General features: G+C 70.8%; 20 protein-coding genes. 13 read left to right on the top strand and 7 right to left on the bottom strand.

Annotated elements, in window-relative coordinates; genetic code table 11:
- Positions 1 to 8: 8 nt before the first annotated feature.
- Positions 9 to 623 (bottom strand): TetR/AcrR family transcriptional regulator, encoded by a 615-nt coding sequence (locus LB823_RS05415; RefSeq protein WP_224645742.1) that lies wholly within the window; start codon positions 621 to 623, stop codon positions 9 to 11.
- Between the two features lie 167 nt (positions 624 to 790).
- Here LB823_RS05415 and LB823_RS05410 point away from each other — a divergent pair, with 167 nt between their 5' ends.
- The 13 genes from LB823_RS05410 (at position 791) to LB823_RS05350 (ending at position 13,713) form a co-directional block, all read left to right on the top strand.
- The gene (locus LB823_RS05410) at positions 791 to 2,008 is read left to right on the top strand and encodes an acetyl-CoA C-acetyltransferase (RefSeq protein ID WP_224645741.1); all 1,218 of its coding nucleotides are present in this window, start codon (positions 791 to 793) and stop codon (positions 2,006 to 2,008) included.
- A 208-nt stretch (positions 2,009 to 2,216) separates the two neighbouring features.
- Positions 2,217 to 2,969: an SDR family oxidoreductase gene (locus LB823_RS05405; protein WP_224645740.1), complete on the top strand. Its 753-nt coding sequence runs from the start codon at positions 2,217 to 2,219 to the stop codon at positions 2,967 to 2,969.
- A 3-nt stretch (positions 2,970 to 2,972) separates the two neighbouring features.
- A complete protein-coding gene (locus LB823_RS05400; RefSeq protein ID WP_224645739.1) occupies positions 2,973 to 3,779 on the top strand; it encodes an SDR family oxidoreductase in 807 nt (268 codons plus the stop codon).
- Positions 3,776 to 4,765, top strand: a complete 990-nt coding sequence (locus tag LB823_RS05395) for an NADPH:quinone oxidoreductase family protein (RefSeq protein WP_224645738.1) — start codon at positions 3,776 to 3,778, stop codon at positions 4,763 to 4,765. Before LB823_RS05400 ends, LB823_RS05395 begins: the two co-directional genes overlap by 4 nt.
- A complete protein-coding gene (locus tag LB823_RS05390) occupies positions 4,762 to 5,424 on the top strand; it encodes an HAD family phosphatase (RefSeq protein WP_224645737.1) in 663 nt (220 codons plus the stop codon). The genes LB823_RS05395 and LB823_RS05390 overlap by 4 nt, the downstream gene beginning before the upstream one ends.
- An 11-nt stretch (positions 5,425 to 5,435) precedes the next feature.
- Positions 5,436 to 6,188 (top strand): SDR family oxidoreductase, encoded by a 753-nt coding sequence (locus tag LB823_RS05385; protein ID WP_224645736.1) that lies wholly within the window; start codon positions 5,436 to 5,438, stop codon positions 6,186 to 6,188.
- Positions 6,189 to 6,216: 28 nt separating this feature from the next.
- The gene (locus tag LB823_RS05380) at positions 6,217 to 6,669 is read left to right on the top strand and encodes a MaoC family dehydratase (protein ID WP_224645735.1); all 453 of its coding nucleotides are present in this window, start codon (positions 6,217 to 6,219) and stop codon (positions 6,667 to 6,669) included.
- Positions 6,669 to 7,685 (top strand): phosphotransferase family protein, encoded by a 1,017-nt coding sequence (locus LB823_RS05375; RefSeq protein WP_224645734.1) that lies wholly within the window; start codon positions 6,669 to 6,671, stop codon positions 7,683 to 7,685. The genes LB823_RS05380 and LB823_RS05375 overlap by 1 nt, the downstream gene beginning before the upstream one ends.
- A 1-nt stretch (position 7,686) precedes the next feature.
- A complete protein-coding gene (locus tag LB823_RS05370; protein ID WP_224645733.1) occupies positions 7,687 to 8,916 on the top strand; it encodes an acyl-CoA dehydrogenase family protein in 1,230 nt (409 codons plus the stop codon).
- Complete coding sequence (locus LB823_RS05365; protein ID WP_224645732.1) at positions 8,913 to 10,100, top strand: acyl-CoA dehydrogenase family protein; 1,188 nt, start codon at positions 8,913 to 8,915, stop codon at positions 10,098 to 10,100. Before LB823_RS05370 ends, LB823_RS05365 begins: the two co-directional genes overlap by 4 nt.
- Positions 10,097 to 11,179 carry an acyl-CoA dehydrogenase family protein gene (locus LB823_RS05360; protein ID WP_224645731.1) on the top strand — a complete coding sequence of 361 codons (1,083 nt, stop codon included), beginning with the start codon at positions 10,097 to 10,099 and terminating at the stop codon, positions 11,177 to 11,179. Before LB823_RS05365 ends, LB823_RS05360 begins: the two co-directional genes overlap by 4 nt.
- A 29-nt stretch (positions 11,180 to 11,208) precedes the next feature.
- Entirely contained in the window at positions 11,209 to 12,192 is a 984-nt protein-coding gene (locus LB823_RS05355; RefSeq protein WP_224645730.1) for a phosphotriesterase, read from the top strand.
- Entirely contained in the window at positions 12,193 to 13,713 is a 1,521-nt protein-coding gene (locus LB823_RS05350) for a long-chain fatty acid--CoA ligase (protein ID WP_224645729.1), read from the top strand. It begins immediately after the preceding gene.
- A gap of 30 nt (positions 13,714 to 13,743) precedes the next feature.
- Here LB823_RS05350 and LB823_RS05345 read toward each other — a convergent pair whose 3' ends face one another.
- From LB823_RS05345 to LB823_RS05320, 6 genes are all read right to left on the bottom strand, one after another.
- Positions 13,744 to 15,288: a class I adenylate-forming enzyme family protein gene (locus tag LB823_RS05345; protein WP_224645728.1), complete on the bottom strand. Its 1,545-nt coding sequence runs from the start codon at positions 15,286 to 15,288 to the stop codon at positions 13,744 to 13,746.
- Positions 15,288 to 16,523: a thiolase family protein gene (locus tag LB823_RS05340; protein WP_224645727.1), complete on the bottom strand. Its 1,236-nt coding sequence runs from the start codon at positions 16,521 to 16,523 to the stop codon at positions 15,288 to 15,290. The genes LB823_RS05345 and LB823_RS05340 overlap by 1 nt, the downstream gene beginning before the upstream one ends.
- 5 nt (positions 16,524 to 16,528) lie before the next feature.
- A complete protein-coding gene (locus LB823_RS05335; RefSeq protein ID WP_224645726.1) occupies positions 16,529 to 17,461 on the bottom strand; it encodes a hypothetical protein in 933 nt (310 codons plus the stop codon).
- Positions 17,462 to 17,488: 27 nt separating this feature from the next.
- The gene (locus LB823_RS05330) at positions 17,489 to 18,466 is read right to left on the bottom strand and encodes a fumarylacetoacetate hydrolase family protein (RefSeq protein WP_224645725.1); all 978 of its coding nucleotides are present in this window, start codon (positions 18,464 to 18,466) and stop codon (positions 17,489 to 17,491) included.
- A 110-nt stretch (positions 18,467 to 18,576) separates the two neighbouring features.
- On the bottom strand, positions 18,577 to 19,506 hold the full coding sequence (locus tag LB823_RS05325; RefSeq protein WP_224645724.1) for a LysR family transcriptional regulator: 930 nt from the start codon (positions 19,504 to 19,506) through the stop codon (positions 18,577 to 18,579).
- Between the two features lies 1 nt (position 19,507).
- Positions 19,508 to 20,440, bottom strand: a complete 933-nt coding sequence (locus tag LB823_RS05320; protein WP_224645723.1) for an alpha/beta fold hydrolase — start codon at positions 20,438 to 20,440, stop codon at positions 19,508 to 19,510.
- Between the last annotated feature and the right edge of the window lie 90 nt (positions 20,441 to 20,530).

Here is a 20,530-nt window from a genome sequence, read left to right as displayed (position 1 = left end):
CGGGTTCTCTACTTCGGGATGTCGGTGGTGCTCGCCCCGACGGTGCGCAGGGCGAGGTCGGCGTAGAAATCGCCGATGCGGTCGGGGGTGATCTCGCCGCCGTCGTGGTACCAGCGGCCGATGTCGATGCCGCTGGAGAGGACGGCGATGGTCGCCATCCGCGGGTCCGGGGTGTCGAAGGAGCCGTCCGCGACGCCGGCGTCGACGATCGCGCGCAGCCGACGGGTGATCTCGCGGCGGAGGCCGCCGATCTCGGCGCGGTGCTCCTCGGTGAGCGCGTCCAGCTCGTAGTTGACCACGCGGACGCTGGTGTGCGACGACGCGTGATGCGTCGCGAACGCCCGCATCGCGGCGGCGAGCCGCTCGGCGGGGGTGTCCGCGGCGTCGTCGACGGCGTCGATCGCGTCGATGATCCGTTGGTGTCCGACGCGCGAGAGCTGGTGCAGCAGCTGTTCCTTGGACTTGTAGTGCACGTACACGGCGGCGGGGCTCATGCCGGCCGCCGAGGCGATGTCGCGGGTGGTGGTGCCGTGGAAGCCGCGTTCGGCGAAGGCCGCCGCGGCGGCGGACAGCAGCCGCGCGCGGGTGGCGTCCGCGCGGGACGGCGCTTCGGGTTCGGTCATCGTTTCCCTCCGGCGGCACCGCGATGCGGCGCGTCGACGCGGTGTCTCTAGTGTGAACGGGACCACAGGGATCGGTCCGTTGACGACCGGCTCTCAGTGGTGCAGAGTAGATGGTACACCGCTAAGCGAGCGCTTAGTTAGTAATGGTTCAACTCGGAGGTCATCCCATGCCCGAAGCCGTCATCGTCTCCACCGCCCGGTCGCCCATCGGGCGTGCAGCGAAGGGCTCGCTCAAGGACGTCCGTCCGGACGACCTCTCGGTCCAGATGGTGCGCGCCGCCCTGGACAAGGTGCCCGGGCTCGACCCCCGCGAGATCGACGACCTGATGTTCGGCTGCGGTCAGCCCGCGGGCGAGTCGGGGTTCAACATCGCCCGCGTCGTCGCCGTCGAGGCCGGCCTCGACCACCTGCCCGGCGTCACCGTCAACCGCTACTGCAGCTCGAGCCTGCAGACCACGCGCATGGCCTTCCATGCGATCAAGGCGGGGGAGGGCGACGTCTTCATCTCCGGCGGCGTCGAGACCGTGAGCCGCTACATCAAGGGCAACGCGGACGGCCTGCCCGACACCAAGAACGCCCTCTTCGCCGACGCCGAGGCGCGCACCGCGACCTTCGCCGGCGGCGGCCAGACCTGGGTCGACCCGCGTGAGGCGGGCGTCCTGCCGGACGTCTACATCGCGATGGGGCAGACCGCCGAGAACGTCGCGCAGTTCAAGAACGTCAGCCGCCAGGACCAGGACGAGTGGGGCGTGCGCAGCCAGAACCGCGCCGAGGCCGCCGTCGCTTCGGGCTTCTGGGCCAAGGACATCACCCCGGTCACGCTCGCCGACGGCACCGTCGTCTCCACGGACGATGGTCCGCGCGCCGGCGTCACCTACGAGGGCATCGCCGGGCTCAAGCCGGTCTTCCGTCCGGACGGCACCGTCACGGCCGGCAACTGCTGTCCGCTCAACGACGGCGCGGCCGCCGTGGTGATCATGTCCGACGAGAAGGCCAAGGCGCTCGGCCTGACGCCGCTCGCGCGCATCGTCTCCACCGGCGTCACGGGCCTGTCGCCCGAGATCATGGGCCTCGGCCCCGTCGAGGCGTCGAAGCAGGCGCTGCAGCGCGCCGGCCTGTCGATCGGCGACATCGACCTCATGGAGGTCAACGAGGCCTTCGCGGCGCAGGTGATCCCGTCGGTGCGCGACCTGGGCATCGACGCCGACAAGGTCAACGTCAACGGTGGCGCCATCGCCGTGGGTCACCCCTTCGGCATGACGGGCGCGCGCATCACCAGCACGCTCATCAACTCGCTGCAGTGGCACGACAAGCAGTTCGGCCTCGAGACCATGTGTGTCGGCGGCGGTCAGGGCATGGCGATGATCATCGAGCGGCTCAGCTGATCCGCGTCTGACGCCCCTCGGAGCGGCCCGTACGTCCTCGACGTACGGGCCGCTCCGTCGTTTCCGGGGGTGTGCGCACGCAACGGTCCGTACTGTGAGGAGCGTCACAGGGGTTCGTGCGCCCAAGGGGGTCGTCACACGGCGCGGTGTGTCGTAGGCTACAAACTAAGCGAGCGCTTAGTCAGTTTGAACGGAAGGTGTGTGGAGCATGACCCGATTCGCCGGGAAGACCGCGATCGTCACGGGAGCGAGCCGCGGCATCGGCCTGGCCATCGCGCAGCGGCTGGTGGCCGACGGCGCGAAGGTCGTCATCACGGCACGTAAGCAGGAGGCGCTCGACGCGGCCGTCGCCGAGCTGGGCGGCCCCGAGGTGGCTGTGGCCGTGGCCGGTTCGGGGGATGACGAGGCGCATCAGGACCAGGTGATCGCCACCGCGATCGACACCTTCGGCAGCGCCGACTTCTTCGTCAACAACACCGGCATCAACCCGGTCTACGGCCCGCTCATGGAGATCGACACGGCCGCCGCGCGCAAGATCTTCGAGGTCAACGTGCTCTCCACGCTGTCCTGGACGAAGAAGGTCTATGCGGCCTGGCAGAAGGAGCACGGCGGCGCCATCGTCAACGTCGGCTCCGTCGCCGGCCTGCGCCCCGCGCCCGGCATCGCCTTCTACGGCGTCTCCAAGGCCGCGGTCATCCACCTCACCGAGGAGCTCGCCGTCGAGCTCGGCCCGGACATCCGGGTGAACGCCGTCGCGCCCGCCGTCGTCAAGACCCGCTTCGCCACCGCCCTGTACGAGGGCCGCGAGGAGCAGGTCTCCGCCGCGTACCCGCTCAAGCGGCTCGGCGTGCCCGACGACATCGGCTCGGTCGTCGCCTTCCTGCTCTCCGACGACGCCGCCTGGATGACCGGGCAGACGCTCACCGTCGACGGTGGCGTCCTGCTCACGGGCGGGGTGTAGCCGATGGCCGCCTTCGACCCGAAGGACAAGGGCATCGTCGTCACCGGCGCCGGCAACGGCATCGGCGCGGCGCTCGCCCGCGAACTCGCCGCGCGCGGCGCCCGCGTCGTGGTCGCGGACCTCGACGCCGACGGTGCCGCGCGGACCGTCGCCGAGATCGCCGCCGCAGGCGGCACCGCGTACGCCGCGCCCGGCGACGCCGCTTCCGAGGAGGGCGTCGCCGCCCTCGTCGAGACCGCGCGCCGCGAGCTCGGCGCCGTCGACGCCTGGTACGCCAATGCCGGCATCGACCGCGGGCGCGGCCTCGAGACCCCGGAGTCCGACTGGGCGCTGTCGCTGGACGTCAACGTGATGGCCCACGTGCGCGCCGCCCGGCTGCTCGTGCCCGAGTGGGCCGCGCGTGGCGGCGGCCGGTTCGTGGTCACCGCGTCCGCGGCGGGGCTGCTCACCATGCTCGGCGCCCCCGCGTACTCCGTGACCAAGCACGCCGCCGTCGCCTTCGCCGAGTGGCTCTCCGCGACGTACCGCCACCGCGGCGTCGTCGTCCAGGCGATCTGCCCGCAGGGCGTGAAGACGGGCATGCTCGAGCGCTCCGGCGAACTGGAGGAGCTGCTCAGCCGCGACTCCGCCCTCACGCCCGAGCAGGTCGCGACGCTCGCCGTCGACGCCCTCGCCGGCGACGAGTTCCTGATCCTCCCGCACCCCGAGGTGGCGGGCTACTACGCCGTCCGTGCGACGGCGACCGACAAGTGGCTGCACGGCATGAACAAACTGCAGCAGCGACTCGAGACGAAGGAGAGCGGCCGATGAGGGCCTGGCAGGTACAGGAACTGGGTGAGCCGCTCGCGGTGCTCCGCGAGGTCGACGCCCCGACGCCCGATCCGGGTCCCGGGCAGCTCACCGTCCGCACGCTCGCGACGGCGGCGAACTTCCCCGACGTGCTCATGTGCCGCGGCCTCTACCAGGTCAAGCCGGACCTGCCCTTCACGCCCGGCGTGGAGCTGTGCGGCGAGGTCGTCGCCGTCGGCGAGGGCGTCGAAGGCTTCACCGTGGGGCAGCGCGTCCTCGGCGGCTCGGCGCTCCCGTCCGGAGGGTTCGCCGAGTACGCGGTGCTGAACGCGGCACAGGCGTTCCCGGCGCCCGCTTCACTCGACGACGCGCAGGCCTCGTCGCTGTACATCGGCTACCAGACCGGCTGGTTCGGGCTGCACCGCCGCGCGCACCTGCAAGCGGGCGAGACCCTCCTGGTGCACGCCGCGGCGGGCGGCGTCGGCAGCGCCGCGATCCAACTCGGCAAGGCCGCGGGCGCCAGGGTCATCGGCGTCGTCGGCGGAGCGGAGAAGGCGGAGGTCGCCCGAGAGCTGGGCGCCGACGTGGTCGTCGACCGGCGCACCCAGGACTTCGTCGAGGTGGTCAAGGCCGAGACCGGTGGCCGCGGCGCCGACGTGATCTACGACCCGGTCGGCGGCGACACCTACAAGCGCTCCACCAAGTGCATCGCCTTCGAGGGCCGGATCCTCGTCGTGGGCTTCGCCGGCGGCACCATTCAGGAGGCCGCCCTGAACCACGCGCTGATCAAGAACTACTCGATCGTCGGACTGCACTGGGGCCTGTACAACGCCTACGACTCGGCCGCGGTGCAGCAGTGCCACGCGGAGCTGACCGCCCTCGCCGACCAGGGCCTGGTGAGCCCGCTCGTGAGCGAGCGCCTCGCCTTCGACGCCGTCCCCGACGGCCTGCAGCGCCTCGGCGACGGCACCACGGTGGGCCGCGTGGTCTACCAGGCGGCCCAGTGACCGCCGAGATCGGCGCGGTCCTCTTCGACTACGGCGGCGTCCTCACCGCGCCGATGCGGCACAGCATCGAGGCGTGGATCGCCGACGAGGGGATCGAGCCGGCGAGCTTCACGGCGACCCTCAAGGCCTGGCTGGGCCGGGATGCCGACGCCGGCAGCCCCATCCACCGGCTCGAGACCGGCGAGCTGCCCGAGCCCGAGTTCGACGCCGCCTTCGCCGCGGCGCTGCGCACCGTCTCGGGCGATCCCGTGAACCCCGACGGCGTCCTGCGCCGCATGTTCGCTCGGATCCAGGAGGATCCGGCCATGTGGGCGCTCGCCGAGGACCTGCGCGCCGCGGGCGTGCCGGTGGCGATCGTCTCCAACAGCTGGGGCGGCGGGAACCTCTATCCCCGGGAGCGTCTCGCGGCGCTCTTCGCGCCGGTGATCATCTCGGAGGAGGTGGGGCTGCGCAAGCCCGATCCCGCGATCTTCCGGCTGGCCCTCGAGCGCCTCGGCGTGCCGCCCGAGCGCGCCGCCTTCATCGACGACGCGACTCCCAACGTCGCGGGCGCGGCCGCCCTGGGCATCCACGCGATCCACCACACCGATGCCGGCACCACCCGGACGGCGTTGCGGGAACTCGTTCCCGCACTGGCCGGCACATCCATCCACCCCTGAAGGAGAACCCCATGACCCAGCGCATCGCCATCGTGACCGGAGCCGCCCGCGGCATCGGCGCCGAGGTGGCCCGCCGCCTCGCCTCCGACGGGCACGCCGTCGCCGTCCTCGACCTCGACGACGCCGCCTGCCGGGCGGTCGCCGATCAGATCACCGCCGCCGGCGGCCGCGCCATCGGCGTCGGCGTCGACGTCTCCGACGAGGAGAAGGTCACGGCCGCGGTCACCCGCGTCGCCGACGAGCTCGGCGCCCCCACGATCCTGATCAACAACGCGGGCATCCTGCGCGACAACCTGCTGTTCAAGATGTCCGTCTCGGACTGGGATCAGGTCATGGCCGTCCACCTGCGCGGCGCCTTCCTGATGTCGCGCGAGGTGCAGAAGTACCAGACCAAGGAGGGCTGGGGCCGCATCGTCAACCTGTCCTCGACCTCGGCGCTGGGCAACCGCGGCCAGGCGAACTACTCCGCGGCGAAGGCCGGCATGCAGGGCCTCACCAAGACCCTCGCCATCGAGCTCGGCAAGTTCGGCGTGACCGCGAACGCGATCGCCCCCGGCTTCATCGCGACCGACATGACCGCCGCCACCGCCGAGCGCATCGGCGTGCCCTTCGAGGACTTCAAGGCCTTCTCCGCCAAGGAGATCCCGGTGCAGCGCGTCGGCGAGCCCGCGGACATCGCGCACGCCGCCAGCTTCTTCGCCAGCGAGGGCGCGGGCTTCGTCTCGGGCCAGGTGCTGTACGTGGCCGGCGGGCCCAAGGACTAGGTCCGGACAGGACGAGGAGACGAGAAACATGCGGGTACTCAACGGACTCGAGGAACTGCAGGCGGCCGTGGGGGAGCACCTCGGCTACAGCGACTGGGTCGAGATCGACCAGAAGCGGATCGACCTGTTCGCCGACGCCACCGGGGACCACCAGTGGATCCACGTCGACCCGGAGAAGGCGAAGGCCGGGCCGTTCGGCTCGACCATCGCCCACGGCTACCTGACCCTGTCCCTCATCCCGATGCTGGTGTGGCAGATCTACACCGTCGAGGGCACGAAGATGGGCGTCAACTACGGCAGCAACAAGGTCCGCTTCCCCGCGCCGGTGCCGGTCGGCTCGCGCGTGCGGGCCGGGGTCGAGCTCGTCTCGGTCACCCCGGGCGGCGGCGGCCAGCAGGTCGTCGCGCGCGTGACCATCGAGCGCGAGGGCGGCGACCGTCCCGCGTGCGTCGCCGAGACCGTCTCCGTGGTGGTCTTCTGATGGCCGAGCAGCACCCGGGCCTCGATCTCGACGTCCTCGGCACGTGGCTCCCGCAGCACGTGCAGGGCGCGGGATCGCAGCTCGAGGCCGTCCTCATCGCGGGCGGCAAGTCCAACCTCACGTACCGCATCTCCGACGGTGCCTCGTCCTGGATCCTGCGCCGCCCGCCGGTCGGCAAGCTCCTGCCGTCGGCGCACGACATGGGCCGCGAGTACCGGATGATGTCCGCGCTCGGCGGAACCGCCGTGCCGGTCCCGGTGATGTACGCCTACTGCGACGACCCCGAAGTGCTCGGTGCGCCGTTCTACGTGATGAGCGAGATCGACGGCGTCCCCTACCGCCGGGCGACGGAGCTGGAGGCGCTCGGCGTCGACCGCACCCGCGCCATCTCCGAGCGGCTGGTCGACACCCTCGTCGAGCTGCACCACGTCGATCCCGCGAGCGTCGGGCTCGGCGACTACGGCCGCCCCGAGGGCTTCCTGGGCCGGCAGGTACAGCGCTGGCGCAAGCAGTTCGCCGCGGCGCACACCCGCGACCTGCCCAAGGTCGACGAGCTGTTCACCGCTCTCGAGGGACGGGTGCCCGCCGATGCGGTGCCGGGCATCGTGCACGGCGACTACCGCCTCGACAACGTGCTGGTCTCGCCGCAGGACGAGCCCGCCGCCGTCGTCGACTGGGAGCTCGCGACCATCGGCGACTCGCTCACCGACCTCGCGCTCATGGTGGTCTACGGGCGGCTGGCGAAGATCTCCGCCGGCACCGTCAGCGACGTGAGCGAGGCGCCCGGCTTCCTCGACGAGCAGCAGATCATCGACCGCTACGCCGCCGGATCCTCCCGGGAACTTGGGGATTTCGGCTTCTACATCGCCCTCTCCTGCTTCAAGCTCGCAGGCATCGTCGAGGGCATCCACTACCGCTACGTCAACGGCCAGACCGTGGGCGAGGGCTTTGCCGAGGCCGGGGAGGCAGTGAACCCGCTGCTCGACGCCGGACTCGACGCACTGAAGGAGAACTGACATGGATTTCGCGTACGACGCCAAGACCACGGAGTTGATCGGACAGGTCAACGACTTCATGGACAGCCACGTCTACCCGGCGGAGGAGACCTTCCACCAGCAACTCGGCGCGCTGGAGAACCGTTGGGCCTGGGACAGCGCCCCGGTCCTGCACGAGCTGCGCGCCGAGGCCCGCAGCCGCGGCTTCTGGAACTTCTTCCTTCCCGGCGAGAACGGCGCGGGCCTGACCAACCTGCAGTACGCGCCCCTCGCCGAGATCTCCGGCCGCAGCCTGCACCTCGCGCCCGCCGTGTTCAACTGTGCCGCCCCGGACACGGGGAACATGGAGGTGCTCAACGAGTTCGGTACCGCCGCGCAGAAGGAGCAGTGGCTCACCCCGCTCCTGAACGGCGAGATCCGTTCCGCCTTCGCGATGACGGAGCCCGACGTCGCCAGCTCCGACGCCACCAACATCGGCCTGTCGATCGTCCGCGACGGCGACGACTACGTGATCAACGGCCGCAAGTGGTGGATCACGGGCGCCATGAACCCGAACTGCAAGATCTTCATAGTCATGGGCAAGACGGCGCCCGACGCCGAGCGCCACCGCCAGCAGTCGCAGATCCTCGTGCCGCGGGACACCCCGGGCCTGGAGGTGCTGCGCGGCATGGAGGTCTTCGGGTACGACGACCACAGCCACGGCGGCCACGCCGAGATGCGGTTCACCGACGTCCGTGTCCCCGCCGCCAACTTGATCGGCGAGGAGGGCGACGGTTTCGCCATCGCGCAGGCCCGCCTCGGGCCCGGCCGCATCCACCACTGCATGCGCTCGATCGGCGTGGCGGAGCGGGCCGTCGAGCTGATGTGCGATCGCGTGGCGGGCCGGACCGCGTTCGGCAAGCCGCTGTCGGAGCAGGGCGTGATCCGCGACTGGATCGCCGAGTCGCGCGTGCGGATCGAGCAGCTGCGCCTGCTCGTGCTCAAGACCGCGTGGCTGATGGACACCGTGGGCAACCGCGGCGCCCACACCGAGATCCAGGCGATCAAGATCGCCACCCCGCAGACGGTGCAGTGGATCCTCGACAAGGCCATCCAGGCGCACGGCGCCGGTGGACTGTCGCAGGACTTCCCGCTCGCCGAGTACTACGCCGGCATTCGCACCCTGCGGTTCGCCGACGGCCCCGACGAGGTGCACAAGAACTCGCTGGCCCGAGCGGAGCTCAAGCGCGTCGCCGCCAAGAAGGCGCAGTGACGGCGCCGGGCCCGGAGGACCTCGCCCGGAAGGTCGACGACTTCCTCGCCGCGCACCCGCCGGCCACGACGGATCCGCTCGAGTTCGTCCGCGCCCGGTACGACGCGGGTCTGGCGTGGGTCGCCTACCCCGAGGGGCGCGGCGGCCTGGGGCTCTCGCGATCGCTGCAGCAGGCCGTGGACGCCCGCTTCGCGGCGGCCGGCGCACCCGACAACCGCAGTCATGTCAACGGGATCGGCCTCGGGATGGCCGCGCCGACGATCCTGGCCTTCGGCACGCAGGACCAGATCGACCGCTTCCTGCGGCCGCTGTGGACCGGCGAGGAGATCTGGTGCCAGCTGTTCAGTGAGCCCGGCGCGGGCTCCGACCTCGCGGGCCTCGCGACTCGTGCGGTCCGCGACGGCGACGACTGGATCGTCACCGGGCAGAAGGTGTGGACCTCCGGCGCGCACAACGCGCAGTGGGCGATCCTCGTCGCCCGCACCGACCCGGACCAGCCGAAACACAAGGGGCTCACCTACTTCCTGTGCGACATGTCCGACCCGGGCATCGACGTGCGGCCCCTGCGGCAGATCACCGGCGAGGCGGAGTTCAACGAGGTCTTCCTCGAGGGCGTCCGCATCCCGGACGCGCACCGCCTGGGCGCGGTGGGGCAGGGCTGGCAGGTCGCGAACGCCACGCTCAACAACGAGCGGGTCGCCATCGGCGGCCGGGCGTCGCAGCGCGAGGACGGCATGATCGGCGTGGTCGCCGCCACCTGGCGCGAGCGGCCCGAGCTTCGCACGCCCGACCTGCACGACGACCTGCTCCGCCTGTGGGTGGACAGCGAGGTCGCCCGGGTCACCGCGCTGCGCCTCGGCCAGAAGCTCGCCTCGGGCCAGCCCGGCCCCGAGGGCGCGGCGATGAAACTCTCCTTCGCCCGGCTCAATCAGAAGCTCTCCGGCCTCGAGCTGGAGCTGCTCGGCGAGGACGGCCTGCGGTACGGCGACTGGACCATGGTCCGCCCCGACCGGGTGGACTTCTACGGCCGCGATGCCGGGTACCGCTACCTGCGCGCCAAGGGAAACTCCATCGAGGGCGGCACGTCGGAGATCCTCAAGAACATCGTGGCGGAACGGGTGCTCGGCCTGCCGCCGGAGCACCGGGTCGACAAGGACCTGCCCTGGAAGGACGTCCCCAAGTGAGCTACACACCGCAGCTGCTCAGCAGCGACATCGAGGACGATCTTCGCGCCGCCGTCCGCGACCTGCTCGATCGGCGGGTCGCGCCGGCGGACCTGATCGCCGCCTACGACGGTGCCGCCGCCCCTGGCCTGCAGGCCGAGCTCGCGGAGATGGGCGTCACCGGCCTCCTCGTTCCGGAGGAGCTGGGCGGCGCCGGGGCGGGCGCCGCCGTCGCGGGCGTGGTCGCCGAGGAGCTCGGCTCCGCCTGCGCGGCGGGTGATTTCCTCACGTCGGCGATCGCGGCGTCGGTCGCGGTCGCGGCGGGCGCCCCGGTCCTGGCCGGGCAGCTGGCCGAGGGCGCGCGCGTGGCCGCGTTGGTCGTGCCGTTCTCGGTGGACCCGCACGGCAACGCCCCGGCCGTCCCCGTCGCCGACGGCGCCCTCTCCGGCACCGTCCGATCGGTGGCCGGCGCGCTCGGCGCCGAGATCCTGCTCGTGCTCGACTCCGACGGTGCCCTGCAGGCGGTTCCGGCGGCCGACGCGCGGATCGAACCCGTGTCGTCGCTCGACATGACGCGGCAGGTGGCGGACGTGACCTTCGACGGCGCCCGGGGCACGGTCCTCACGGCCGACGGTGCCGCCGCCGTGCGCGCGGGTCTGATCACCGGCGCGGCGCTGCTCGCCGCCGAACAGGCCGGGGTGGCGCGCTGGTGCGTCGCCACGACCGTCGAGTACCTGAAGCAGCGCAAGCAGTTCGGGCGCGTGGTCGGTGGCTTCCAGGCCGTGAAGCACCGCCTGGCGGAGCTCTACGCCGATGCGGAATCCGCCGCCGCGGCGGCGCGGTCGGCGACGGTCGCCCTGGCGGAGCTCGGGACCGAGGACCCGGAGGCCGTGATCGCCGTGGCCGTCGCGGCCGCGTACTGCTCGGACCTGGCCGTCCGGGCGGCGGGGGAGGCGGTGCAGCTGCACGGCGGCATCGGCATGACCTGGGAGGCGCCGGTGCACCTGTACCTCAAGCGCGCCAAGGCGGACCAGATCGGCCTCGGTACTCCGGGGCGACACCGCGCCGCGCTCGCGGGCCTGATCGACCTCCCCGCCTGAGAAGAACACACCGTCGGAAAGTAGGAACCATGGGAGCCGTCCACACCGTCACCGGTGACGTCGACGCCGCCGACCTCGGCGTCACGCTCATGCACGAGCACGTCTTCGTGCTCACCCCGGACATCCAACAGAACTATCCGGACGACTTCGGCGACGAGGACGCCCGGGTGGACGACGCCGTCGCACAATTGCAGAAGGCGTACGACGCCGGGGTGCGCACGATCGTCGACCCGACGGTGGTCGGTCTCGGACGGTACATCCCACGGATCCAGCGGATCGCCGAGCGCACGCCCGTGCGGATCGTTGCGGCGACGGGTGTCTACACCTACCGCGACGTGCCGCGCTACTTCATGTACCGCGGTCCCGCCCTGACCGCCATGACGGGGATCGACTTCCCGGATCCGATGGCGGACATGTTCGTCCGCGACATCACGGAGGGCATCGGCGAGACCGGGGTCAAGGCCGGCATGCTCAAGTGCGCGATCGACCACCACGGCCTCACCGAGGGCGTCGAGCGGGTGATGCGGGCGGTCGCGAAGGCGCACACCGCCACCGGCGTGCCGATCACCGTGCACACGCACCCGGGCTCGGAGACCGGTCTGCTGGTGAAACGAGTGATGTGCGACGAGGAGGGCGTCGACCCGAGCCGGATCGTGCTGGGGCACAGCGGCGACTCCACCGACGTCGAGCACCTGTCGGCGCTCGCCGACGCCGGCTTCACGCTGGGGTTCGACCGGTTCGGCATCAACCTGGAGACCACATTCGAGGCCCGCAACGACACCCTCATCGAGATGGTGCGCCGCGGCTACACCGAGAAGATCGTGTTGTCCCAGGACGCCTCCTGCTACATCGACTGGATCGACCCGAACGTCAAGGCGGGCATGCTCCAGTGGCACTACACGCACGTCTTCGACGACGTCTTCCCGTACGTCCTCGAGCGCGGCGTGAGCCAGGACCAGATCGACACCATGCTCGTGGACGTCCCGCGCCGCGTGCTGACCGGAGAGGCGTAGATGTCCTTCAACCTGGCGACGATGCTGCGCGAGTCGGCATCGTCGACGCCCGACGCGCCCCTGCTGTTCTTCGGTGATCGCGAGATCAGCTACTCCCAGCTCGACGAGCAGTCGGGGCGTCTCGCCGCCTCGCTGCTGGCCCGCGGCCTCGTCCCCGGCGACAAGGTCGCCGTCCAACTGCCGAACCTGCCGGAGTTCGTGGTCGCCTACTTCGGCATCCTCAAGGCGGGCCTGACGATGGTGCCGCTCAACCCGCTGTTCACCGCGCCGGAGATCGGCTACCACCTCGGTGACAGCGACGCGAAGCTGCTCGTGGCGTCCGACTTCTCCGCCGAGGCCGCGCTCGCGGGCGCGGCGGAGGCGGGCGTCGGCGACGTGGTCGTGGTCTCGCTCGGCGCGCCGACCCCGTCGGGCGCGACACCGTTCGCCGACCTGTTGGGGGAGCCGGACTCCGGGGAGATCCACCCCACGAGCTCCGACGACACCGCCGTGCTGCTCTACACCTCAGGCACCACCGGCCGGCCGAAGGGCGCTGAGCTCACGCATTTCGAGCTCTACATGAACTGCACGATCGCGCCGCAGCTGTTCGGGATGCGGGACGACGACGTGGCGCTCGGAGCGCTGCCGCTGTTCCACGTCTTCGGACTGTCCAGCGTGCTCAACGCGGCGGTCCGATACGGCGGTTCGGTGGCCCTGGTGCCGAGGTTCGAGGCGGAGGCGGTGGTCGACGTCATCGAGCGGCGCCGCGTCACGGTGCTCTCCGGCGTGCCCACGATGTACGTGGCGCTGCTCGGCGTCGACACGGCCGGCCGCGACGTCTCCAGCCTGCGCGCCGCCGTCTCCGGCGGTGCGTCGATCCCCGGCGGCGTGATCAGCGCCTTCGAGGAGAAGTTCCCGGGCCTGGCGATCCTCGAGGGCTACGGCCTCTCGGAGACCGCCTCGACGGCGACCTTCAACATCAGCGCCGAACAGCGCAAGGTCCTCTCGATCGGCAAGCCCATCTGGGGCGTCCAGATGCGGGCCGTCGACCTCGACGGTGCCGAGCTCCCGCCCGGGGAGGACAACATCGGCGAGATCGTCGTCCGCGGGCACAACGTCATGAAGGGGTACTACAAGCGTCCCGAGGCGACTGCGGAGGCGCTGCGCAACGGCTGGCTGCACACGGGCGACCTCGGCTACCGCGATGAGGACGGTTACTTCTTCATCGTCGACCGGCTCAAGGACCTGGTGATCCGCGGCGGATACAACGTGTATCCCCGCGAGGTCGAGGAGGTGCTCTACGCCCACCCCGAGGTCGTCGAGGCCGCCGTCGTGGGCCGCCCCGACGACAGGCTGGGGGAGGAGGTCGTCGCCTTCGTCGTCCTGCGCCCGGGCGCGAATGCCGACGCCGCGGCCCTCACCGCGTTCAGCCGGGAGCGCCTGGCGGCGTACAAGTACCCGCGCGAGATCCACCTGCTCGCCGAGTTGCCCAAGGGCGGCACCGGCAAGATCCTCAAGCGGGAGCTGCGGGGCTCGCGCTGACGCACAACGGGATCTCGTCGTACCGGGTCCCTAGATCCTGCTGTCCGAATCGGACCAGTAGTCGTCCCGCAGCGCGCGTTTGAGGACCTTGCCCGTGCCGCTGCGGGGCAGGCTGGGGACGAAGTCGACCCGTTTCGGGGTCCGGACGCTCCCCAGCGACGCCTTCACCAGGGAGAGGAGATCCGCCTCGGTCACCGCGCCGCCGGGGGATAGTTCGACGACGGCGATCACCTTCTCGCCCCAGTCAGGGTCTGGGACGCCGATCACGGCGCAATCGCCGACTGCGGGGTGGCCCCAGATCACCTGCTCGATCTCGCTCGGGTAGATGTTGAAGCCGCCCGAGATGATCACGTCCTTCGTCCGGTCGGTGATGTAGAGGTAGCCGTCCTCGTCGAGGTGGCCGACGTCGCCGGTGTGGAGCCAGCCGTCGACGAGCGTCTCGGAGGTCTTGTCGGGCTGCTTGTAGTAGCCCTTCATCACGAGATCGCCGCGGACGCAGATCTCGCCCGTCTCGCCCCGGGGCACCGCGGCGCCGGAACGGTCGCGGATCTCGACCGAGATCAGCGGGTACGGCCGACCGCAGGACCGCAGGCGCGCATCCGACCCCGCTACCTCGTCCGGGCGGGCGTACGCGATCGCCGCGAACGCCTCCGTCTGTCCGTACGCCGCCGTCATGACGGGGCCGAAGGTCTGTATCGCTCGTCTGAGCTTCTCGACCGACATCGGCGCGGCCCCGTGCACGAAGTAGCGCAGTGAGCTGAAGTCGCAGTCGCGCCCCTGGACCCAATCGAGCATCCGGTAGATCACCGTCGGGGGCAGGAACAGGTCCGTCACGCGATACCGCTCGATCGCCGCGACCACCGACGGGGGGTCGGGCCGCTCGACGAGGACGACGGTGCCGCCCCGCGCGGTAGCCGGCAGGCTCACGATCCCCGCGGAGTGCGTGAGCGGCGCCGCGGCCAGATTCACGATGCGCTCGCCGGCGTCGTAGTGGAAGGCCATCATCATGTGCGCGCAGGAGTTCGCCAGGGTCCGGTGCGTGTTCATCACGCCCTTCGGCACGCCCGTGGTCCCGCCGGTGGGGGAGATCATCACGACGTCGTCCATGTCGTACGCGACGGCGGGCCGTGTCGTCGCGCGTGCGGATACCCACTGCTCCAGCGCCACATGGGCGCCGCCGCAGTCCGTGTCGATGCAGACCATGAGAGTCACGTGGGGGAGAGCGGACCGGATCTCCTCCGCCTCGGCGCGCATCGAGCTGTGGAAGAACAGGGCCTCGCAGTCGAAGCGCTGCATGAGTTGCGCCGAGGCGGCGGCGGGCTCACCAGGGTGCAGCGGCACCCAGGTGCGCCCGGCCCGCCAGATGCCGAGCACGCACATCCACGCCACTGGGTCGTTCGGCGCGAGCACCGCCGTGTTGCCCGTCCGGGCGACCTCGGTGTCGAGCAGGCCCCAGGCGATGCGGCAGGTGAGTTCGCCGGCCTCCTGGTAGGTCCAGCGCCGCTCGCCCATCACGAACGCGTCCCCGTCGGTGTTGCCGGCCCAGCCGCGGTCGAAGAAGTCGATGACGGCCATCAGGGCGCCTCGAGGATCGTGACCACGGCGACGGCCTCCTCGCCGGTGCCGAACGGGCTGAAGCCTCCGCCGTTCTCGGCGAGGGCGAGCCGCGCACCGTCGACCTGCCGGGCCCCGGCCTCGCCGCGCAACTGCGTGACGAGCTCGAAGACCTGTCCGAGCCCGGTCGCGGCCAGGGGATGGCCCTTCGACTCGAGCCCGCCGGAGGTGTTGATCGGGATACGGCCGCCGATGGTCGTCTCCCCGGCCTCGGCGGCGGCGCCGCCTCCGCCGGGCTCGACGAAGCCGAGGTGCTCACTGATCGCGAGCTCACCGAACGCCGTGGCGTCGTGCACCTCCGCGACGTCCACGTCGCTCGGCGCGATGCCGGCACGCTCGTACGCACGTTCGCCCGCGAGCCGCGTGACGTGCCTGAGGTGGTCGCCGGTCTCGCGCTCGACGCTCGTCCCGGCGACGGATGCGAGGACCCGGACGTTCCGCCGCCCGGCGATCCGCGCGGCGACCTCGGCGGTGCAGACGATCGCGGCAGCCGCGCCGTCGGTCAGCGGCGAGCACATGGGGACGGTCAGCGGGTGGGCGAGCGCCCGCGCCGCCAGGATCTCCTCGACACTCATCGTCTTGCGGTAGTGCGAGAGGGGGTTGTCCACCGAGTGTCGGTGATTCTTCGACGAGACAGCGGCGATCTGCGCCTGCGTAGTGCCGAAGGTCACCATGTGGTTGCGCGCCATCGCGGCGTAGATGTCCATAAAGATGCTGCGCTGCCCGGCGCCGCTGGTGTCGACCTCGCCGCCGAGCGCGGCGAGGGTGCGTTCCAGCGCAACGGGGTCCGAGAGGTCGTAGGCGCCGTCGAAGACGCCCATCGTCTTCGCCTTGTCGCCGGTGTTCATCTTCTCGGCGCCCACCGCGAGGGCGACGGACGCCTCGCCGGCCCGCACGCTGGTGATCGCGAGATTCAGCGCTGATGATCCGCTGGCGCAGGCATTCTCGACGTTGAAGATCGGGAGCCGCTCGAAACCGATTCCGCGGAGCGCGATCTGACCGGCGATCATCGCCTGCCCCTCCAACGGGCCCTGTGTGGTGTTGGCGAAGAAGGCGCCGTCCACCGCGGACGGCGCGATGCCGGCATCGGCGAGGGCCTCCCGTACGGCGCGGGCCGTCATCGTCGGGACGGTCTCGGCCTCGTGCACACCGAAGGGCGTCATGCCGACACCGATGATGAAGACGTCCTGGCTCATCGAACTCACTCCTGCGTGCTGACGGGGCCGACTGCGGCCGAGAGCGAATCGGTGGGATGGCGGTGCACGGCCTCGGCCATCCGCTCGGCCCCGACGGTCTGCAGCGTGCTCGCACCGAAGGTGAGCAGGCCGGGCGGGATGTCACCACGCCCCAGGAAGGTCCTTCCCCCGAGAATGCTTGCGATATCGAAGACGCCGCCCTGCTGGACGATCTCATCCGCAGTGAGGCCCGCGCGATCACGTCGGCGCGCGATGTCCAGTGCTTCGAGGAGGGCCGTTCGCCACGTGTGCAGGTCCTCGCGACGCATCGGGTCCATATGGCCCTGCACGTACCAGTCGACGTCCAGCGTCTCGAGCAGTGCGATCGTGGTGAGCCATGCGACGGGGTCGCCCGACTGGATCGCCGGGGTCATGCCGAGGTCCGCGATGAAGGCCACCCGATCGTCGATCGCGTGCACGACCGTCGATCCCATGGTGTGCCCGGGTGCCTCGAACAGTACGAACCGCTTGCCGCCCAGCTCGATCGTCATCCGGCCGCGGTAGGTGAGCGTCGGGTAGGCCATCGTGTACGCGTCGATGACGGCGGCGTCGACGTCCGGGTAGGCACCCCAGGTGCGCATGGCCTCCTGGGCCATCTCATCGGTGTCCATCACCCCGCGTGTCGTCTCGGACGACACGAGGACCTCGGGTCGCAGGTAGGGGGCCGAGATGGTGTGGTCGGAGTGGTGCTCGCAGTACACCTGATACCGCAGCGGGCCTTTCGAGTCGATGAATGCCTTCCAGGGCGCACAGATGGTCGGCGACATCGGGCCGTCGACGGCGATGCATCCCTCGTCTGTCACGACGAGGCCGCTGTAGGGGTAGGTGCCGAAGACGAAGACCTCGTCGGTGAGCCGGATGAGCCGGGGATCATCGAGGAGGGCGGGACGGGTGGTCATGGTGGACCTTTCTCCGTAGCGGACAGATCAGGATTCGGGGACGACGTAGTGGGCGAGCGTGCCGATGCGCTCGACCTCCAGCTCCACGAGGGCCGGACGGGGCAGGCGGCGGCCGAGTTCGAAACTCGAACCGCCGGGAACGGTTCCGGTACCCCAGACCTCGCCGGCCCGAACATCGGCGCCTCGGCTGAGCTCGACCACGGCGTCGTCGAAGCCGTGGACCATCTCCGACGACGAGCCGCGACCCCACACCTGTCCGTTGACGCGGACCGTCATCGCGAGACCACGCGGATCGGGGACCTCGTCCTTGGTGACGACGCAGGGGCCGATCGCGTTGCTGTGCGGGAAGTCCTTCGCGTCGCCGTGGACATCGCCGCTGCCGAGGATGTTGCGGGCCTGGACGTCGCGGAGGGACCAGTCGTTGTAGACGGTGTAGCCGAAGATGTGGGCTTCGGCGTCCTCCGCGGTGACGTCCCGGCCGGACTTGCCGATCACGACGGCCAGTTCGAGCTCGTAGTCGAGGATCTCACTGGCGCTCGGCCACGTGAGAACGCCACCAGGCGCCGCGCCGGTGTCGGGGTCGCGGTCGGCGAAGCCGATCGAGGCGGCGGGGTCGTAGAGCGCCGACATCAGGCGATCGGTCGCAGCCATGGCGGTCGGGAGCGGACGCTCGTCGCCGTGCGTGCCGAGCCACTGCACCGTCCGGACCAGGCTCGGGCGGAGGTGCGCGACGATGAGCGAGCAGTCACGCAGGCGGCGGGGCCGGAACGGCGCGAGCAGGGTCACCACATCCCGCTGAACGATCGAGTCGGCGTCGAGGCGGAGGTAGGCGGCCCAGGCCTTGTCCAGGGCGGGCTGCCCGCCGTCGATCAGGGCGAGCATGGATGCGAAGTCCGGATCGTCGGGGAAGCGGCCGGTGAGGTCGGTGTAGCTGTACTCATCGCGGTTGTCGAGGCCCAGGCGCGGGCGGGGGTCACCCGGGCGGTGGAAGGTGACGAACTTCATGAGAGCTCCTGTTTTCCGGTGGATTTCGACGGATTCGCGGTCGATCTCCCTCGACGCTAGCGCCGCCGGAGGCACAGGGGTTACCGATGAATATCGATGTCAAGTATCGATCAGAATGATGTGTTCAAGGCGGCTGCGGCTTCGCGGAGCCGGAGGCGCAGCCACTGGTGTGCGGGGCTGTCGTCCTGTCGGGGCAGCCAGTACATCGCCGCGGTGATCGGGTCGAAATCCACGGGGGGATCGAGCAGCTTGAGGCGGGCGGGCTCGGCGAGGCTCCGTCCGAGGCGCTCGTGGACGAGCGTGAACAGGGGAGTGTCACGCAGCATGAGCAGCGCGGCGACGAAGCCGTGGGCCGAGACGTCCACGGGCCGGTCGATCCCCAGCGATCGCAGCCGACCCTGTGCCGTCGATTGCAGGGTCTCGCCGCCGGCGAAGGCGACGTACGGCAGGGATCGGAAGTGCTCCATGGAGAACCGTTCTCCCACCTCGGGATTCTCGGAATCCACAGCGCAGACCAAACGGTCGCCGAACAGGTCCTCGCTGTGCATCGGGACGTCGGAACGCTGCGACTCGCGGGGAACGATGCACAGGTCGAAGAGGCCCCGCCGGAGCACGTCGGCGTAGTCCTCGCCGATCTGGCGCACGTGGATCCGCACGCCCGGCGCCTCGCGCCGGAGGCCGGCGAGCAACGGACGCAGCAGTACTACGAGGAAGTAGTCGGTGGCGAGGATGGTGAAGGTCCGCTCCTCGGTCGACGGGTCGAAGACGCTGCTCTGGCGGAGCGCTCCCGCCATGAGCTCGAGGGACTGCCGGACGGGCGCGATGAGCGACTCCGCGACGGGCGTCGGCACCAGCGTCCGGCCCTCGCGGACGAGCAGCGGATCGTCGAAGAGTCGTCGTAGGCGCGCCAGCGAGGCGCTCATCGCGGGTTGCCCGAGGTGCATCCGAGTCGCGGCGCGGGTGACGCTCCGTTCGGCCATGAGGACGTCGAACGCGACGAGCAGGTTCAGGTCGACCCGCTGGAGATCACCGGAAGTCACGTCAGGCGATCACGCGCTCGACGAAGGCGATGAGCTCGGCGGTCACGTCGTCGCGGGTCTCGGGCTCGTTGTGCACCTCGTGCCGCACACCGGGGTAGACGCGCGTCCGCACGTCGGGGTGTCCGGACGCGACGAGGGCGTTGGCCACGTGGTACGCGCCCTCGCCGTAGTTGGCGACCGGATCCTGGTCGCCGGCGAGGATCAGCACGGGGGTCTCGGGACGGAGTGCGGCGTAGAAGGCGTCGCCGTTCGCGGCGTCGTACAACTCGATGAAGCCGCGCAGGAACCGGGCCGACAGCGGGGCGCCGAAGTTGTTGAACGGGTCGACCGCGTGGTCCCGCACGACGTCCGCGTCCCGCGCGACCCAGTCGGTGGGGCCCGCGCCCGCGCCGAACCGGGAGACGAAGCCGTCGAACAGCTCTCCGACGTAGTGCGCGGGCGCGGGCCCGGCCTGATCGGGCTCAGCAGCGAGCGCCGCGCGGTCGACGACACCGTCGATCCCGGCGATCTGCGCGGCGATCCCGCACAGCACCAGGCCGTCGATCCCGTCCGGCTGCGCGGTGGCGAGCCCGCGGGCGATCATCGAGCCCATCGAGTGCCCGAAGGCGACGTAGGGCAGGCCCGGGTGGAGTTCCCGGACCTTCGCGCGGAGCGCGGCGGCGTCGGCGACGAGGACGTGCGCCGCGTCCTCGCCCGCGTCGCCCCACACGCCCGAGTCCATCGCCGTCGCGCCGTGTCCCGCGTGGTCCTCGGCGGCCACCACGAAGCCGGCGTCGAGCAGCGCCGTGATCAGGCGCAGGTACCGGCGCGAGTGCTCGCCGAGGCCGTGGATCACCTGCACGATCGCGCGGGGCTCGCGGACCGGCGTGTAGATCCAGGCGTGGACGGTGTCGCGGCCGTTGGCGGACGGGAAATCGGGTTCGAGGAGTGCCATGTGCTCTTTGTACGTGATCGGGGCCGGAGCCGGTGCCGAACGGGTCCGAAGCACTGGAAACGGTCTCCCAGCTGCGTAAGCAAACGCTTA

The sequence above is a fragment of the Tsukamurella sp. M9C genome (assembly GCF_020169415.1).
Taxonomy (GTDB): Bacteria; Actinomycetota; Actinomycetes; order Mycobacteriales; family Mycobacteriaceae; genus Tsukamurella.
The sequence above is the reverse complement of the archived record's forward strand: the minus strand, read 5'-3'. Positions and strand labels throughout refer to the sequence as shown.

Bases quoted from the DNA above. Each gene is read 5' to 3' on its own strand.
- LB823_RS05330 (WP_224645725.1), bottom strand. From the start codon at position 18,466: ATGAAGTTCGTCACCTTCCACCGCCCGGGTGACCCCCGCCCGCGCCTG.
- LB823_RS05415 (WP_224645742.1), bottom strand. From the start codon at position 623: ATGACCGAACCCGAAGCGCCGTCCCGCGCGGACGCCACCCGCGCGCGG.
- LB823_RS05320 (WP_224645723.1), bottom strand. From the start codon at position 20,440: ATGGCACTCCTCGAACCCGATTTCCCGTCCGCCAACGGCCGCGACACC.
- LB823_RS05350 (WP_224645729.1), top strand. From the start codon at position 12,193: ATGTCCTTCAACCTGGCGACGATGCTGCGCGAGTCGGCATCGTCGACG.
- LB823_RS05400 (WP_224645739.1), top strand. From the start codon at position 2,973: ATGGCCGCCTTCGACCCGAAGGACAAGGGCATCGTCGTCACCGGCGCC.
- LB823_RS05385 (WP_224645736.1), top strand. From the start codon at position 5,436: ATGACCCAGCGCATCGCCATCGTGACCGGAGCCGCCCGCGGCATCGGC.
- LB823_RS05355 (WP_224645730.1), top strand. From the start codon at position 11,209: ATGGGAGCCGTCCACACCGTCACCGGTGACGTCGACGCCGCCGACCTC.
- LB823_RS05405 (WP_224645740.1), top strand. From the start codon at position 2,217: ATGACCCGATTCGCCGGGAAGACCGCGATCGTCACGGGAGCGAGCCGC.
- LB823_RS05370 (WP_224645733.1), top strand. From the start codon at position 7,687: ATGGATTTCGCGTACGACGCCAAGACCACGGAGTTGATCGGACAGGTC.
- LB823_RS05345 (WP_224645728.1), bottom strand. From the start codon at position 15,288: ATGGCCGTCATCGACTTCTTCGACCGCGGCTGGGCCGGCAACACCGAC.
- LB823_RS05395 (WP_224645738.1), top strand. From the start codon at position 3,776: ATGAGGGCCTGGCAGGTACAGGAACTGGGTGAGCCGCTCGCGGTGCTC.
- LB823_RS05340 (WP_224645727.1), bottom strand. From the start codon at position 16,523: ATGAGCCAGGACGTCTTCATCATCGGTGTCGGCATGACGCCCTTCGGT.
- LB823_RS05335 (WP_224645726.1), bottom strand. From the start codon at position 17,461: ATGACCACCCGTCCCGCCCTCCTCGATGATCCCCGGCTCATCCGGCTC.
- LB823_RS05380 (WP_224645735.1), top strand. From the start codon at position 6,217: ATGCGGGTACTCAACGGACTCGAGGAACTGCAGGCGGCCGTGGGGGAG.
- LB823_RS05410 (WP_224645741.1), top strand. From the start codon at position 791: ATGCCCGAAGCCGTCATCGTCTCCACCGCCCGGTCGCCCATCGGGCGT.
- LB823_RS05375 (WP_224645734.1), top strand. From the start codon at position 6,669: ATGGCCGAGCAGCACCCGGGCCTCGATCTCGACGTCCTCGGCACGTGG.